Source organism: Caballeronia hypogeia, assembly GCF_001544875.2.
Lineage (GTDB): Bacteria > Pseudomonadota > Gammaproteobacteria > Burkholderiales > Burkholderiaceae > Caballeronia > Caballeronia hypogeia.
The window spans coordinates 180618-196463 of the sequence record NZ_FCOA02000003.1 but is presented as its reverse complement, the minus strand read 5'-3'; the positions used below and the strand labels follow the sequence as shown (position 1 = coordinate 196463).

General features: G+C 65.0%; 14 protein-coding genes. 5 read left to right on the top strand and 9 right to left on the bottom strand.

Annotated features, from left to right (window positions below):
- Window positions 1–13: 13 nt before the first annotated feature.
- The 4 genes from AWB79_RS06970 to AWB79_RS06955 form a co-directional block, all read right to left on the bottom strand.
- Entirely contained in the window at window positions 14–1363 is a 1350-nt protein-coding gene (locus AWB79_RS06970) for an MdtA/MuxA family multidrug efflux RND transporter periplasmic adaptor subunit (protein ID WP_061166672.1), read from the bottom strand.
- A 323-nt stretch (window positions 1364–1686) separates the two neighbouring features.
- Window positions 1687–2520, bottom strand: coding sequence for an IclR family transcriptional regulator (locus tag AWB79_RS06965; protein ID WP_061166671.1), 834 nt, complete (start codon window positions 2518–2520; stop codon window positions 1687–1689).
- A gap of 508 nt (window positions 2521–3028) precedes the next feature.
- Window positions 3029–3382 (bottom strand): hypothetical protein, encoded by a 354-nt coding sequence (locus tag AWB79_RS06960; RefSeq protein WP_157695706.1) that lies wholly within the window; start codon window positions 3380–3382, stop codon window positions 3029–3031.
- Between the two features lie 127 nt (window positions 3383–3509).
- On the bottom strand, window positions 3510–4091 hold the full coding sequence (locus AWB79_RS06955; RefSeq protein WP_061166669.1) for a DJ-1/PfpI family protein: 582 nt from the start codon (window positions 4089–4091) through the stop codon (window positions 3510–3512).
- A 209-nt stretch (window positions 4092–4300) separates the two neighbouring features.
- Between AWB79_RS06955 and AWB79_RS06950 the strand changes: the two genes are divergently transcribed.
- Both AWB79_RS06950 and AWB79_RS06945 read left to right on the top strand, forming a co-directional pair.
- Complete coding sequence (locus AWB79_RS06950; protein ID WP_061166997.1) at window positions 4301–4753, top strand: BCAL1086 family glycoprotein; 453 nt, start codon at window positions 4301–4303, stop codon at window positions 4751–4753.
- A 136-nt stretch (window positions 4754–4889) separates the two neighbouring features.
- Complete coding sequence (locus AWB79_RS06945; RefSeq protein WP_061166668.1) at window positions 4890–7535, top strand: mechanosensitive ion channel family protein; 2646 nt, start codon at window positions 4890–4892, stop codon at window positions 7533–7535.
- 14 nt (window positions 7536–7549) lie between these two features.
- Here the strand turns inward: AWB79_RS06945 and AWB79_RS06940 are convergent, their stop codons facing one another.
- On the bottom strand, window positions 7550–8167 hold the full coding sequence (locus AWB79_RS06940; protein WP_061166667.1) for a cysteine dioxygenase family protein: 618 nt from the start codon (window positions 8165–8167) through the stop codon (window positions 7550–7552).
- A 127-nt stretch (window positions 8168–8294) separates the two neighbouring features.
- Between AWB79_RS06940 and AWB79_RS06935 the strand changes: the two genes are divergently transcribed.
- Complete coding sequence (locus AWB79_RS06935; RefSeq protein ID WP_061166666.1) at window positions 8295–8768, top strand: Lrp/AsnC family transcriptional regulator; 474 nt, start codon at window positions 8295–8297, stop codon at window positions 8766–8768.
- 312 nt (window positions 8769–9080) lie between these two features.
- Window positions 9081–9293, top strand: a complete 213-nt coding sequence (locus AWB79_RS06930) for a hypothetical protein (RefSeq protein WP_061166665.1) — start codon at window positions 9081–9083, stop codon at window positions 9291–9293.
- 21 nt (window positions 9294–9314) lie between these two features.
- On the opposite strand, the gene AWB79_RS06925 is transcribed toward AWB79_RS06930, so the two are convergent.
- Window positions 9315–11873 (bottom strand): FUSC family protein, encoded by a 2559-nt coding sequence (locus tag AWB79_RS06925; protein WP_061166664.1) that lies wholly within the window; start codon window positions 11871–11873, stop codon window positions 9315–9317.
- A 167-nt stretch (window positions 11874–12040) separates the two neighbouring features.
- Here AWB79_RS06925 and arfB point away from each other — a divergent pair, with 167 nt between their 5' ends.
- Entirely contained in the window at window positions 12041–12454 is a 414-nt protein-coding gene (gene arfB / locus AWB79_RS06920) for an alternative ribosome rescue aminoacyl-tRNA hydrolase ArfB (protein ID WP_061166663.1), read from the top strand.
- 18 nt (window positions 12455–12472) lie between these two features.
- Here arfB and AWB79_RS06915 read toward each other — a convergent pair whose 3' ends face one another.
- From AWB79_RS06915 to AWB79_RS06905, 3 genes are all read right to left on the bottom strand, one after another.
- Complete coding sequence (locus AWB79_RS06915) at window positions 12473–13000, bottom strand: hypothetical protein (protein ID WP_061166662.1); 528 nt, start codon at window positions 12998–13000, stop codon at window positions 12473–12475.
- 116 nt (window positions 13001–13116) lie between these two features.
- Window positions 13117–14046, bottom strand: a complete 930-nt coding sequence (locus tag AWB79_RS06910) for a DMT family transporter (protein ID WP_061166661.1) — start codon at window positions 14044–14046, stop codon at window positions 13117–13119.
- A gap of 100 nt (window positions 14047–14146) precedes the next feature.
- A complete protein-coding gene (locus AWB79_RS06905) occupies window positions 14147–15748 on the bottom strand; it encodes an L-lactate permease (RefSeq protein ID WP_061166660.1) in 1602 nt (533 codons plus the stop codon).
- Window positions 15749–15846 lie beyond the last annotated feature (98 nt).

Below are 15846 nucleotides of genomic sequence, written 5' to 3'. Positions count from 1 at the left end.
TTAGTGCTTGCGCTTACTGCTGTAGCTGATGTCGATGCCCGCCGTGACGAGCGCCCGAAGCACCCGAAGCCGCCGACGCGGGCACGGCCGCCGATGCGCCGGACGCACCCGAAGCCGCTTTCGCCTTCTCGGCCGGAATCGTGATCTTCGCGCCTTCCTTCACGCGGTCGGAGCCGTCGATCACCACGCGCTCGCCCACCTGCAAACCGGATTTGATGCTGGTGCGCTCGCCATCGACCGGACCGATCTTCACGTTGCGCACGGTCACCGTATTGTCCGGCTTCACAACATAGACGAACGCACCCGACGAGCCGTTCAGCACCGCGGGCGTCGGCACGATGGTCGCGTTCTTGACGACATCGACGAGCAGCTTCGTGTTCACGAACTGATTCGGAAAGAGCATGCCGCCCTTGTTGTCGAAGGCGGCGCGCAGCTTGACGGTGCCGGTGGTGGTGTCGATCTGGTTGTCGACGGTTTCGAGATAGCCCGATTCGAGCGCCGTGGTGTTCGCGCGATCGTACGCGGTGACCGACATCTTCGTGCCCGCGTGCAAGGGCTTGAGAATGGCCGCGAGGTTGTCCTCGGAGGTCGTGAAGATCACGCTGATCGGCTGCAACTGCGTAATGACGACGACACCGTTGGTGTCGCCGGTGGTCACGTAGTTGCCCGGATCGACCTGCCGCAGCCCGACGCGTCCCGACACTGGCGCCGTGATGCGCGCGTAGGTGAGATCGAGCTTGTAGGTATCGACATTCGCCTGGTCCGACTTCACCGCGCCTTCGTACTGCTTCACGAGCGAGGCTTGCGTGTCGACCTGCTGCTTGGCGATCGAATCCTGCGAGAGCAGCGTCTGGTAGCGCTGCAAATCGAGGCGGGCGGTTTGCAGCAGCGCCTGATCGCGCGCGAGCGTGCCTTGCGCGTTGCGCAGCGAAATCTCATACGGACGCGGATCGATCTGCGCGAGCAGATCGCCTTTCTTGACCATCTGGCCTTCCTGGAACGCGACTTCCATCAGCGTGCCGTTCAGCTGCGTCTTCACCGTGACATTGGCGAGCGGCGTCACTGTGCCCAGCGAATTGATGACGACGGGCATCTCGCCCTGCGTCACGCTCGCCACATGCACGGGCTGCGGCTGGTTCATCGCGTTCGGCGCGCCGCGCCGTCCGCCCTGACGCGCTTCCTGCGGCGCACCCGAGCCGCTGGTGCCGCCGCGGCTCCACGGATGCCACCACGCGATCGCCCCAGCGACGATCAGGATCGCGACGATGAGCGGCACGATTCTCCGGCGCCGCTGTTCGGGTTGATAGGCGGGCGCGGGAGGCGTCGGGCGCGTTTGCCCGGGAGTGTTCTTTTGGTCGTCCATCGGTTCGGTGGCTGGGTCTTTCAAGTCAGTCGTACGGTGCGCGGACGGGCGGCGGTTCGCGGTTCGGAAACGCAATGCTTTGCGTCGCGCGCATGAACCGCGAGCGGAACGAAAGGCCGTGAAAAGGACAGGCCTTCGAGAGCGGCGGGAACGCCGGCCCGTGAAGTCGGGCCGAATCAGGCACAGCCCGGCGCGCGCGAAGCATGATGCTACGTGCCCGCACCCGGGGCGTCCACCGGGCATTCTTTCGGTTGGTTACGACGGTTACACGCACGCTCGCACAGGCTTTCGATGTGCTTTTGCGACATGAGACGCCGCGTAGTCTAACCCGCGTCGCGCGCGGTGGTGCTCGCGTGCGTGCCGCCGATTTCGCGCGTGATGCGCTCGACGCATTCGAGCAGCGCGGGCGCGACTTCCTCGATCAGCGTGTCGCGCGGACACTGATGCGCGGCCCCGCCGCAGTTCACCGAATAACGCTCCTCGGATGGTCCGACGAAGCCCGCCGCCACCGCATTCAATCCGTGATGCCATTCTCCCAGCGAAATCGCGAAGCCCAGGCGCAGCGCGTCGTCGAGGCCGCGTTGCAGGCCGCCCGCGATGGACGGCCAGTCGTCGCCCGACGCCGTCTGCAGGCTGCCGATGAGCGCCCGCCGATCCGCGTCCGTCAGCACCGCGAGATACGCGCGGCCGACCGCCGTGCGGCTCAAATCCATGCGGCCGCCCACTTCGAGCCGTGACACGAGCACGGCGGAACGCGGCCGGATGGCATCGATTACAACCATCTCAAGACGATCGCGCACGGCAAGGTGAACCGAGAGTCCCGTGCGCTCGGCCAGGCGGATCAGAAACGGGCGCGCCCGGGCGCGAATGTCGAAATTGCGCAAAAATCCGTTGCTGAGTTCGAGCACGGCGGCGGTCAGCACGAAGCGCTCGCTGTCGGGCAGCCTATGCAGCAACCCCGCACCGACCAGCGTCGCCGTGATGCGCGATACCGTGGGCTTCGGAATACCGGTCCAGTCGGTCAGTTCGCGATTGCTGACGGGCGCGTCCGCGGCGGCGATCCGGCGCAGCACGTCGAGCCCGCGCGCGAGCGCCGTGACTTCCTCGCCTTCCTTCTCGCGGCCGCGGTCCCGGGTCTGTGACCGATCATTTTGCATGGGGATTCGTTTTGTGAAACATCGTTTCGATTACAGGCGAAAGCACTATTCTACAGGCGCAGAAACTGAAACTTGCAAGCGATGCAAGCCTTGACGGTAAGCTGTACCAGTTATGTCACTTTTTTTGCAATCGATGTCGCATGAACGAAACTTGGGCAGTTGCCCGGAGCGTGAAATTTTGCTTGACTTGGGCAGCGATCCCGGAAAAAATGGAACCGAATTTCGAAACCGGAGCGACGTGCCACATGGCTTTCCGCGTAAGGATCGAAGACAGGCTCTCAGGTTCTAGCACGGCCCTCGGAATGGCTAGAACTTTTAAGGCGCTACGGAAACGTAGCGCCTTTTTTTTCGTCCGCGCGTTCGCGAAATGCTTCGACGGGAATATACCTGCATCAACCACGCGCCGCTTGGAGACGTGGGTCAGCGGGTCATCGAGGAAGGCACGCGCGAGGAAGCGGTGTGATGAGACGAGTGAAGGTGCACGACGGCGTCGCGTCGCGCGAAGAGATCAGTGCAGGTCGGTGAACACGCGGCGTTGTCTGAGCAGGCGCTTGCCGCGCACGATCCAGTAGATGCTCGCCAAAACCAGCAATGCGGCGACCCCCAGTACCACGAGGGGCGAAATTCGCTCGGGCGGCGGCGGGTTGGTTGCAATCAGCAACGCCGTGAGCAAGGCGGCCGCTGCCTGATAAAAGGCGCGATGCGCCACGCTGCGGCGTACACGGGGCGAAGTGAACCGGGAAACAGGAGCGCGGGTGAATGGCTCGAACAGCATCAGCCCGGCGACGAGGGTGACGGCGGCGTTCATGTAGAGCATGGCGGAGACGTTGGAACGGGCAGGGAAGGCGGCAATATATTTCAAGCCGCCAGCGTGCCAAAACGGGAAGTCTCTTAAATGTAGAGGAAAAATTCTATTTCGCCGGTTCCGTCTCGAAGCACTCCGCTGGATGCCGCCGAAAGGCATCCAGCCTTTCCTGTGATGCAAGGTTTCAAAGCTCGATGCGTGTTCCGAGCAGCGCAAGAAACTGCCTGATCCACGCGGGATGCGCGGGCCATGCCGGAGCGGTGACGAAGTTTGCGTCGGTGACAGCCTCGTCGACGGGAATATCGGCGAAGGTCGCACCCGCGAGGCGCACTTCCGGCGCGCAGGCGGGATATGCCGAGATGCGACGCCCATCGATCACGCCCGCCGCGGCGAGCAGTTGCGCGCCATGGCAAACCGCCGCAATGGGCTTTTTCGCCTGCGCGAAATGGCGCACCAGTTCCAGCACGCGATCATCGAGGCGCAGATATTCGGGCGCGCGCCCGCCGGCGATCGCGAGGGCGTCGTAACGGCCCGCGTCGATATCGTCGAAGCTGGCGTTGAGCGTGAAGCGATGGCCCGGCTTCTCCGTATAGGTCTGGTCGCCTTCGAAGTCGTGGATCGCCGTCTTCACGTAGTCGCCGCGCTTCTTGCCGGGGCACACCGCATCGACCGTATGGCCTACGGCCTGCAGCGCCTGGAATGGAACCATCGTTTCATAGTCCTCGGCAAAATCGCCGGTGAGGAACAGAATCTTCTTGGCGGCCATCGCTAAACCTCGTCAGTGAGTGGTTAGAAAGAAGCGGCGGGCGCACGCCGCGCTGCTCAGTCTATGCCCGGCGCTGCGCCTTTCGTGTGACAGTGCGCGCGGCGTTCCGTGAGGGCCTGCGCCGGCAGCGTATGATGAGCGCCAGTTTCGACGGACCGCACGTGACGCGCACGTATCAGGTAGAAGGTAACACCATGCAGATGACTCCCATGACCCGTATCGCACTGGCTTTGGCGGCGCTCGGCGCGCTCGCCGCGTGCGAAAAGCACGACGCGAGCGCAGGACAGGCCGCCGGCGCATTCAACAACATCGCGAGCCAGACCAGCCAGAAGTTCGATCAGGCGGCGAGCTACGTCGGCCAGAAGGTCGATGCCGCGAAGCAGTCGGCGCAGCAGAATTTCGACAGCGCCGGCTCGATGCCCGATATGTCCGCCAGCAGCGTCGCCGCTACCGCGCGCGCGAATCTCGACAATGCCGCGAGCGCGACCAACGCCGCGATCAGCAATGCCGCGAGCTCGACCGGCGCGGGCCTCCAGTCGGCCGGCCGCAAGCTGCAGGAATGGTCAGCGCGGGAAGGCGGCGCGTCGAATACGCACGCAGGGGCATCGGCTGCGAGTCCCTCGGAGGACACGAGCGGGGCGCGCACGGAAATGGACAAATAGCGCGGCCGGCAACCGGTCTCGCTGTCGATTTGTCTGAAAAATCAAGACCGAACGCTTAACATTCGGTTACGTCCGATTTGGGCGGCCCGTCTGTCGCACCCGCTAAACTGGCGGACTTTCAGAAATCGAGACTGTTATGAAGTCACGCAAGCCCGCGCATGACCGGGCGTGGGCGGCCGTCGCGATCTCCTGGATGGCGGCGCTCGCACGCTTGGGCGTCTTGCTCAGGCGGCGGCCGTTCTCGCTGGCGATGGTGCTGGCCGCCGTCGCCGTATCGATCGTCCTCGCCGCGCCTGTCGCGCAAGCCGCGCCCGCGCTCACCTTGCCTTCGTTTCAGGAGCTGATCGCGCCAGCCGCGCCCGCGTCCGCGCCGGATGCCGCGTCGGGCGCTTCGGCGCCCGCCGTGTCCGATGCGGACATGCTGCGCTCGCTCGACAACGTCATTTCCACGCTCGACAGCGATCGCCAGCGCGCCGCGCTCGTCGCCCAGTTGAAGCGCTTGCGCGACGCCAAGCGCGCCGCCGAAGCCGGCGTTCCCGCGTCGGCTGCGGTGAGCGGCGACGCTGCATCGGGCGCGAGCGTGCCGGCGGCATCGGCGCCGCCGTCGGTGGTCGCCACCATCGCGCAGAACGCGGGGCTGCTCGGCGCGATCGCCTCGGGGCTCACCAACATCGAAGCCGACGTGAAGCGCGGCAAGACGCCGATCGCCTATTGGGGCGGGCGCTTCAACGCGGCCGGCAACGAACTGTTCACGATCGTCACGAGCCAGAGCCGCGAGAGTTTCGGCCGCACACTCTTCAATTACTTCGCGACGCTCGCGGGCTGGGGCGCGTGCGCGTTCGTGCTGGTCTACATTCAACGCCGCGTGCAGGCGCGCCATGGCATCGACACCGGCCTGCATTCGAATCCGACGACGGGCGAGCTGCTGCGCTTCACGCTGCGCCGCGTGGCGCCTTACCTCTTCGCGTTCCTCGCGGCGCTGACCTTTACGCACTACATGCCGCTCTCGCTCGGCCGCACGCTTGCGATGGTCACTGCCTACGCAATCGTCGCGGGCGCGGTGTTCTCCGCGATCTGCCTGATCATGTTCTCGCTGTTCGGCTCGGCGCACCGGCGCGTCGCGGTGAACCTGCTGATCATCCGCGCGCGGCGCCTGCTGTTTCTGATCGGCACGTTCGGCGCGCTCGGCGACGCGGCCGCGAACTACGACGTCGCACAGCAGCTCGGCACCAATCTCTCCGGCCTCATTTCGACCTGCGCGAACATGGGCGCGGCGGGCCTCACCGCGTATTTCGCGCTCGCGTTCCAGCGGCCGGTCGCGCATCTGATCCGCAGCCGCACCTTCGAGCAGCGCAACACGCGCAAGGCCGCGACGGAAACCTTCGAAGTGGTCGCCTCGTTGTGGCAGTTGCCGTTGCTGTTGCTCGCATCGGCTTCGGTGGTGGCGACGCTCATGGGCATCGGCACGTCGGAAAACGTGCTGCAGATGGCCATAGCGACCGCCGCGCTGCTCGTCATCGGGTTCTTTCTCTCCGCGATCGTCGTGCGCATCACGCGTCCGAAGTCGCGCAAGCCGCGCCGGCAGTCGGCCTACGTGCGCCGGCTGATCAAATTCGTCGGCACGATGATCGTGGTCGGCGTGTGGCTCGCGTTCCTCGAACTGTCGTCGCGCTTCTGGGGCTTTTCGCTCGCGCGCATGGCGGAGGAGAGCGTCGCCGCGCGCGGCATCACGCACGCGGTCGCGATGATCGTGCTGACGTTCTTCGTCGTCTGGCTGATCTGGATTCTCATCGACACCGGCATTCAGGAAGCGCTCAAGCCCGATTCCGCGCGGCGCGGCGGCCGTGGCCCGAGCATGCGCGCGCGCACCATGCTGCCGCTGGTGCGCAACGTCGTGTTCGTGTTCCTGCTGACGGTCGCCGCGATCGTCACGGCCGCGAACCTCGGTCTTAACGTGACGCCGCTGCTCGCGGGCGCGGGCGTGATCGGTCTCGCGGTGGGCTTCGGCGCGCAATCGCTGGTAGCGGATCTGATCACGGGGCTTTTCATCATCATCGAGGACACCATTTCGGTAGGAGACTCGATCGAGGTGGAGGGCGGCCACGCCGGCATCGTGGAAAGTCTGACGATCCGTACCGTGCGCCTGCGCGACGGCCAGGGTGCGATCCACGCGATTCCGTTCTCGCAGATCAAGACGGTGAAGAATCTGTCGCGCGATTTCGCGTATGCGGTATTCGAAGTGCGCGTGCCGTTCACGGCGGATGTCGATGAAGTGACGCAGATGATCCGTGAAGTCGGCGCCGATCTGATGGCCGACTTCCGTTATCGCCGCGAGATGCTCGGGCCGGTCGAAGTGTGGGGGCTGGACCGGTTCGACCCGAACTGGATGGTCGTGAAGGGGCAGATCAAGACGCGGCCGTTGCAGCAATGGAGCGTGGCGCGGGCGTTCAATCTGCGCATCAAGCGCAAGATGGACGAAGCCGGCATGGAGATTCCGGTGCCGCAGATGCACGTGCAGATGACCCGCGACGCGATACCCGGCGCGGACGCCGCCGAGGCGCGCGAACGCGCGCGCCGTATCTGGACCGGCGAACCGGAGCTAACGGGAGAGGACGAGGAAGCGGAGATCGGTCCGGAGCTGCCGCGTGAGGCGCCGAGCGCCGCCGCGGCCGCACGGGCGCGCGACGTGTCGCACGAGCCGCGTCCCGCGCCACCGCCGACGGATCAATCCGTGCAGATTCCGCCGCAGATTCCGACGGCGTCGGAGCCGGGGAAGGGCTGAGCGGAGATCAGGTCTTATGCGGCGAGCAGATCGTTGACGTGCGTGGCGATCTGTTCGCCCGCGACGCCGTAGACGTGCAGCGACACCGCGCGCGCGCCGGCATCGGCGGGATTGCCGAGCTGATGGATCGCGGCGCGTCCCGCATCGACATAGGAGACGGCGCCCGTTGCGCGCGGATGGCTGCGCGTCTCGACCGCGCACTGCGTGCCCATATCCCAGCGATAGAGCGTCTCCGAGAGCGCGCCTTCGATCACCGCATAGCCGCACCACGTCTGATGCCCGTGGACCGGACTCGCCTGTCCCGGCTCCCAGACGAGCGCGGCGATCGCGTAACGACCGAGCGGGTCGGCCGCGAGCAGATGCCGGCAATAGTTGCGCGGATTGCCCACGCGCTGGTCGGGCCGCAGCAGGCCCGGATCGGCGATCGCGCGTTGCAGCGCGGCGCGCAGGTGTTGACCGAACGAGAGCGAAGCGCCAGCTTCCGCGGCGGCGAAGGCCGTATCGATTTCGCGGCAGAGCCGTTCCAGCGCCGGGCTTCGCGTGACACCGGAATCAGTCGTCGCGCAAGCCGGGGAAACCGTTGGAACCGCGGAAAGGGGCCGCGCCGGGCGGCTGACATGTTCGAGTTGCATAGTCAAAGAGCCATTGGGTTCTTGTTGTCCATGTGACTCATTTATACCGGCTTGCCTCCAGAATTAGTTTCCATATAATTCCGCTCGACAATCCAGAAATAGAATAATTTCCTATAAGGGGTGCAGCATGGGAATGGACCTCATCGACCGCAAACTGCTCGAATTGCTCCAGAGCGACGTGACGATGCCCATCGCGGAGCTGGCGCAACGCGTCAATCTCTCGCAGACGCCGTGCTGGAAGCGCGTTCAGCGCCTGAAGGAAACCGGCGTGATCCGCGCGCAGGTCGCGCTATGCGATCCGAAGAAGCTGGGCGTCGGCACGACGGTGTTCGTCGCGGTGCGCACCAATCAGCACACGCAGACCTGGGCCGACGATTTCACGCGCGCCGTGCGCGACATTCCCGAAGTGGTCGAGGTGTACCGGATGAGTGGAGAGACCGATTATCTGCTGCGCGTCGTCGTATCCGATATCGATGATTACGACCGCGTGTACAAGCAGCTCATTCGCGCGGTGCCGCTGTACGACGTGAGTTCCAGCTTCGCGATGGAGCAGATCAAGTATTCGACCGCGCTGCCGGTGCGCCCGACGCTCGAGCCCTGAGCGTTCCGCGACCGAAAGAAAAAGCCGCCCGGGGAGGGCGGCGCAACGCATCCGGTCACGAGGTATCCCGGCTTTGCCCCTTTCAGCCCATGCCGGGATCGGACGCGCATGGAATCGTCATTAGTATCGTCATTCGGGCGGTGCGCGTTCAAGCGGGACGGTGCAGCAGTGAATTTCGCGGCCGGCGCGTGCTCAGCGAAACGGCGGGCGCCCATGTGCCGCGAAATGCGCATCGATTCCCGCAACCCAACTGAAAACCATGCCGGTTACCATGGCGGGTCTATCCCGAAATCGCGCCACGCTCTCTTTCAAATGAACCACGACCCTCGCCGCCCGAACGACAAGCCGAAGAAGAATCCGACCCGCGCCATCAGCGTGTTCATCGTCGTCGTGGTGTTGCTCGTGATCGGCACGATTCTCTTCAACGCGATCCGCGAAAAGCGCGAGTTCGATCAGCAGAACGCGCAGCCGTCCGCCGCGAGCGATGTGCGGCCCGCCGTGCCGGCGGCCGGCGCGTCGCAATAAGACATATCGCAGCGGGCGTCGTCACGCCGGCAGGCGTATCTGCGCGGCGTCCTTGCCGATCAGCGATGACGCGGTCAGCATCTGCTTGCACTGATGCGCGAGCAGCTTCAGATCGTGCAGCACGTCGGCGGGAAGCGTCTGCGCGCGCTCGGCTTCGACCACCATTTTGTCGAGATCGTGCCGCAGGTCCTTGAGCGCGTCGGCGTGCGCGGGCGGTGCATCGGGCTTCGGCGGCGCGGGCAGTTCGCTTTCGGCGCCGAAGAGATTGTCGCGCACGATGCCGAAGGTGCGCTGCACGGGCTCGAAGGGCTGGCCATCAGCTTCGCTCAGCGATTGCAGCAGCGGCGCTGCGGCGGTGATCTGCGATGCAAGCACATGGCTTTGCACTAGCAGATCGTTCAGCTCGGCGACGTACCTCTGCTGCGCTCGCGGTTCGAGCATCATGCGCTGGAACGCCTGCGCGAGATTGGCGAACGAGACATGCACGTTTCTGCGCGCCAGGCGATAACGGAAGTCGCGGTCGAGGGCGGTGGCCGCGACGGTCGCCGCCGCCGAGGCGCCCTTGCTAGCGGTGGCCGCCGTACTCTCGCCGATGCTCACCGACGAAAGACGTTGCGCCGTCGCGCTCGCGGCCTTCATTGCCGCATCCGCGACGAGATCCGGCGCAAGCGGCGGCGTGCCGGTCAAAGGCTCGTTGGCCGCGTCGGCCGTGACGGTCACGGTCCGGGCGACAGGGTCGGCGGCAAGCACGGACGATGACGACGCCACCGCGCCCGCGTTGGCGTCGGCGAACACGGCGCGATCGGCGGGCGTTTCCACGGCCGATGCCGAAGCGGCGCGCGCCTTCTCCGCCTGCGACGCCGGTTTCGCCTTCCACGACCAGCTCGCTTCGAGATAGTTGCGCGTCGCGGCGAGCAGGTCCTTCACGAGCTTGCCCATCAGCCGATATTCCCAGTACGGGAACAGATGGCTGGCCGCGATGGCGATCGCGCAGCCGACCACGGTGTCGATCGCGCGCTCGCCGATGATCCGCATGCTGCCCGGCGCGAGCAGATGGAACATCAGCAGCACGTAGGACGACGTGAACACGACGCTCGCCGAATAGTTGAAGAGCAGGAGGCTGTAGCTCATCACCATGGAGGCGAACATCATGATGAGCAGGATATGCGGCTCCTTCACGAACAGGATCAGGCCGATCGACATGGCGCAGCCGATCGCCGTGCCGAAGATCCGCTGCGTATTGCGCTGCTTGGTGAGCGAATAGCCGGGTTTCAGGATGATGACCGTGGTCATCACGATCCAGTACGCATTCGTGAGCGGCAGCAGACGCCCGAGCCAGAAGCCGATGCCCACCGCGATCGTCACCCGCAGTGCATGACGGAAGCTGGGCGAAGCCATCGTCAGGTTCGAGAAGATCTGCATGTACGACACGCGCCGGCTCGAGATGAAGCGCGACAGCGCGTGATCGATCTGCAACTCGGTCTCGGTCGCGCTCGCGTCGTCGCGGGTGCGGCGGCGCATCTTGTCGATCAGGCGCGTCGCGCTCCACATGCGCCGGAACACGGCGGCCGCCGCCGCGTAGGCCTCGGGATTCTTCTCCGGCAGACCTTGCTTGCGCATCTGCTCCAGCTCGTACTCGATCGCGCGAAGCTCGGCCTTCATGCTGATCGACTTGCCTGCCGCATGGTTCTGCAGCACCGCGAGGCCGATCTCCTCCAGATCCGCGCTCGCCTTGCGCATCAGATCGCGATAGAAAACGAGCACGTCGGAGCCCGCGAAGGTCTTCCGGACGAGCGGGTAATCCGTGTGCGCGCCGACGAAAAATTCGTGCAGGTCCACCACGTTGATGAACAGGTTGAAGAGCCGCGCGCGCCGCGCGTCGAGCTTGCCGCTTTTCACCTTCGGCAGATTGCGCAGTACGATGTCGCGCGCCGCTTCCTGCCGCTCGACCGCCGCGATCTGCTTTTCGATCAGCCGGCGATAGCACTCGTCGAGATCGGCGTCGCCGTCGTAGAACTCGGCGCGCGCGAGCAGATACTCGGCGCAACTGAAGATGCTCTCGGCGAGCGCCTGCTGCTCGATCCGGTAGACCAGCAGGTGGCTCACGAGCGTCGCCCAGTACGTGTACCAGAGCCCGCCCAGCAGGATCCACGAGGCGTTGATGAGCGCCTGCAGCGGCGTGAACTGATCCTCGAGCGTGACGATCATCATGAAGAGCGTCGCGAAGCTGATCTGCGGCCAGCGGTTCCCGTACACGACGATCAGCGAAAGCACGAAGGTGAGCGGCACGATGGTCAGCCACAGCGTGAGCGGATGCGCCGTCGCGATGCCGGTCGCGAGCGCCGCGAAGAAGCCGATCACCGAGCACGCGAGCATCTCGTTGTGCTTGTGCCTGAGCGGCCCGGGCATGTCGACGACGCACGCGCCGAGCGCGCCGGTGGCGATCGTGAAACCGAGTTCGCGATTGTGAAACACGATGAGCATGAGCACGGCGGGCAGCGAAACGCCCAGCGCGATACGCAAGCCGCCAAAGAAATACTGGCTGTAGATGAACTTCCTGATTTCGAACGAATAGCGCATCGACTTCCTGTTTTGATGCTCGTTGGGTCCAGAGACGAGGCGAGAACGAGTCTAACTCAACTCACACGGGCTTCGGACCGCGGCCGGGCGGACAGGTTCTCGGCGCGGCGCGGCGTTTGCTATGCTGCCGAAAAGTTGTGTACGGAATATGCAAAGGAGCCCAGGCAATGACCGTGACCGACAGCCTCGCTGTGCCACCGGACGAAGTCGAGCTGACGGCCGTGCGCGCGCAAGGCGCGGGCGGTCAGAACGTCAACAAGGTGTCGAGCGCGATTCATCTGCGCTTCGACATCCGCTCGTCATCTTTGCCGGAGCACATCAAGACGCGATTGCTCGCACTCGCCGACAGCCGCGTCACGCGCGAGGGCGTGATCGTCATCAAGGCGCAGGAATATCGCACGCAGGACATGAACCGCGCCGCCGCGCTCGCGCGGCTCGACGAACTGATCCGCAGCGTGAGCGTCACGCGGCGCAAGCGTATTGCGACCAAGCCGACGCGCGGATCGCAGATGCGGCGTGTCGAGAGCAAGGTGAAGCGCGGCGCAATCAAGGCGGGACGCGGACCCGTGCGTGGTGAGTAAGGACGTGCGACGTGCGAATCAGCCTTCCTGCAACTTCGGAGGCGTGTCCGCGAGCGGCCCGAGAAAATACGATTTGAGCCGCTGACGTCCGATCACGCGGCCGAGTTCGGCGAACGCGCAGTAATTTCCGATCATCAGAAACAGCAGGATCTGGATCGCCCAGAACTGCGGCCAGTTGATGTGCGTGAGCAGTTCGTGATGCGCGGCCGCGAGGCTATGCGTTTCCTTCCAGAAGTCGAACAGACGCTCGAGATAGTGAAACACTCCGGCGACGACCGTATAGATCAGCGTCTTCCAGACCACGTTCCAGATCAGCGGCCGGTCCGGATAGCGATTGATGAACGGCAGCATATTGGCGATCAGCACCGCCTTGCCGAGAATCAGCGACGCAATGATCACGGAGACGGAAGTGGGCAGCGAAATGCCGGTGCCTTTGACCATCAGCGCGCGGATGATGACCACCGCATGCAGCAACACGAAAAAGAAGAGGGTGGGCGGCACCATCTTCATCATCTCGTGCCTGATCTTGTCCATTGAAAGGCCCATGGCGGCTCCCGGCGAAAAGCGCGAAAGATCACGCGGCACGACGCGGCGCGCAACGTCCGTCCGGACAATTTCACCGATGCACAGGCGGCCGGCCTCGTCAGCCGAAGAAGTCTAGTTCACCGCGCGAGCTTGCGACGTCCTAAAAACGGTACGCGCCTGACGAAGCCCGTTGCGAGCGCCGTGCCCGCGAGCACGATCGCGCAGCCGGCGAGCATCACGAGCGACACGCGCTCGCCGAGAAACAGCGCGCCCCACAGGATGCCGAACAGCGGAATGACAAAGGTGACGGTCATCGCGCGCGCGGGGCCCGCGACCGCGACCAGATGGAAATAAATGAAGTACGCGATGCCCGTGCAGCCGACGCCGAGCGCGAGCACCGCGCCCCATGCATGAGCGGAAACCGGCGCGGCGGGCCAGGTGGCGAACGCGATCGGCGCGAGCGTGAGCGTCGCGCCGAGCATGCTGCCGGCGGCGTTGGTCAGCGCGTCGACGTCCATCAGGTATTTCTTCGCGAAGTTGCCTGCCACGCCGTAAAGCGCCGATGCGGCGAGCGCCGCGGCCGCCGCGAGCAGGCCTTGCACTGGGAGTGCGCTGTCGCCGGGCTGCGCCGGCGCGATCTGGTTCCACACCAGCACGAGCACGCCCGCGAAGCCGATGGCCATGCCGATCGTGCGCGCGCCGGTCAGACGGTCGCGCAGCCACAGATAGGCGACGAGCGCGCCGAACAGCGGCGTCGTTGCGTTGATGACGGAAGTCGCGCCCGCCGAGAGCGTCAGCTCGGCGTAGGCGAACAGGCAGAACGGCGCGGCCGAGTTGAGAATGCCGACCATCAGCAGTTGCGGCCAGCGCGCGCGCAGCGTCGCGGCAGTGGCGGCGAGCGGGCGACGCGCCAGCAGCATCGCGACCAGGAACACGGCGCCTATGCCGACGCGCAAGGCCATCAGCGGCGCGACGCCGAACTCGGCGACGCCCACGCGAATGAAAAGGAACGACGCGCCCCAGAGCGCGGCGAGGACGATCAGTTGCAGCAGGTTGGCAGGTGACATGGCGGCGCGGACTTCGCAAGGCTCATCGAAAGTCCGCGCATGTTAGCACCGCGTTTGTCTCGATAAAGCGCCGCCGAACGAAACAGCAAGAAGCGGGAGATCAGTGCGGAGGGATCATCCACGTCAGCACGTTTTGCTGCAGCCAAACGAGCACGCCGAGCAGGATCGTCAGGAGCATCGAATGCCAGAACGTGCGCGCGAAGACCAGACCTTCCTTGCCCTTCAACTCGGTCGTGGCGACTCCGGTCGAGATGTTCTGCGGCGAGATCATCTTGCCCATCACGCCGCCGGACGAGTTGGTCGCCGCCATCAGCACCGGATTGAGATTGAGCTGGTTCGCCGCCACCACCTGCAGATTACCGAACAGCGCGTTGCCCGAAGTATCACTGCCGGACAGGAACACCGCGACCCAGCCGAGGAACGCCGAAACCAGCGGAAAGAACGCCCCGACCGACGCCACGCCCAGACCCAGCGTGTAGTTCATGCCCGAATAGTTCATCAGATACGCGAGCCCGACAATGGTCGCAACGGTCAGAATGGCGATGCGCGTCTGCACCCACGTATCGACGATCGCCGCGCGGTATTCGCGCGTGGGCAGCTTCACCATGAGCGCGGTGATGATCGAGGCCACGAGGATCGCCGTGCCGGTCGCGAGCGGCTGGAAGTCCCAGATCGCGCCATACGGCTGCTTGTACAGCGTGATGAAGACCGCCTTGTCGAGACCCGGCCAGGCGACCTTGATGTCGCCGATCATGAAGATCTTGAGCACCGTCCACACGATCACGACCACCGACACGACAATCCACGGCAGCCAGCCCTGACCGCCTGGGATAGCCGATTTCGTGTCGCCGAGCCGGTCGACGTTCACGGCGAAGCGTTCATCGGGCGCGGGCTTCCAGACGCGCAGGAACGCGATCGTCAGGATGAGCGAGACGAGCGAGGAGAGCACGTCCGTCAGCGCATAGCTGATGAAGTTCGAGGTCACGAACTGCGTGAGCGCGAACGCGCCGCCCGAGACCAGCAGCACCGGCCAGATGCGCAGCATGTTGCGAAAGCCGGCGTAGATGCCGATCACGTAGAACGGCAGGAAGAACGCGAAGAGCGGCAACTGGCGGCCGACCATTTTGGCGAGGGCGTCGGTCGGCAGGTGGGTGACGGCGCCCAGCACCGTGATCGGCACGCCGAGCGCGCCGAACGCGACCGGCGCGGTGTTGAAGATCAGCGTGAAGGTGAGCGCTTCGAGCGTCGGGAAGCCGAGCAGGATCAGCAGCGAGCTCGTGATGGCGATCGGCGTGCCGAAGCCCGAGATCCCTTCGAGCAACGCCCCGAACGAAAAGCCGATCACCACGAGCACGATGCGCCGGTCGTTCGGCAGGTTATCGACCATCCACTGGCGGAATGCCTCGAAGCGTCCCGAGCGCTGCGCGACGTTGTAGAGCAGGATCGCGGCGAACACGATCCACATGACCGGCCAGAGCGCGAACACCGCGCCGGCCGCGACCGAGTCGAGCGCGAGGCCGATCGGAAAATGCCAGCCCGCCACCGCGATGGCGAGCCCGAGCACCAGACCGGCGAGCGAGGCCTGCCACGCAGGGCGGCGCGCCCAGCCGAGCAGCACGAGCACGAGAATGATCGGCAGCGCGGCGACGATGAAGGAAGCGAGCAGCGAATCGGCGATAGGAGTGAGCAACTGATGGAACATCGGGTCTCCCTTTTCTGGTCATGAGCGGAAGCGGCCACGAACGAAGCCGCGATGCGCGTGGAGTTCGATGTTGCAGCAGCAGACGTGCGCCGCCTTAA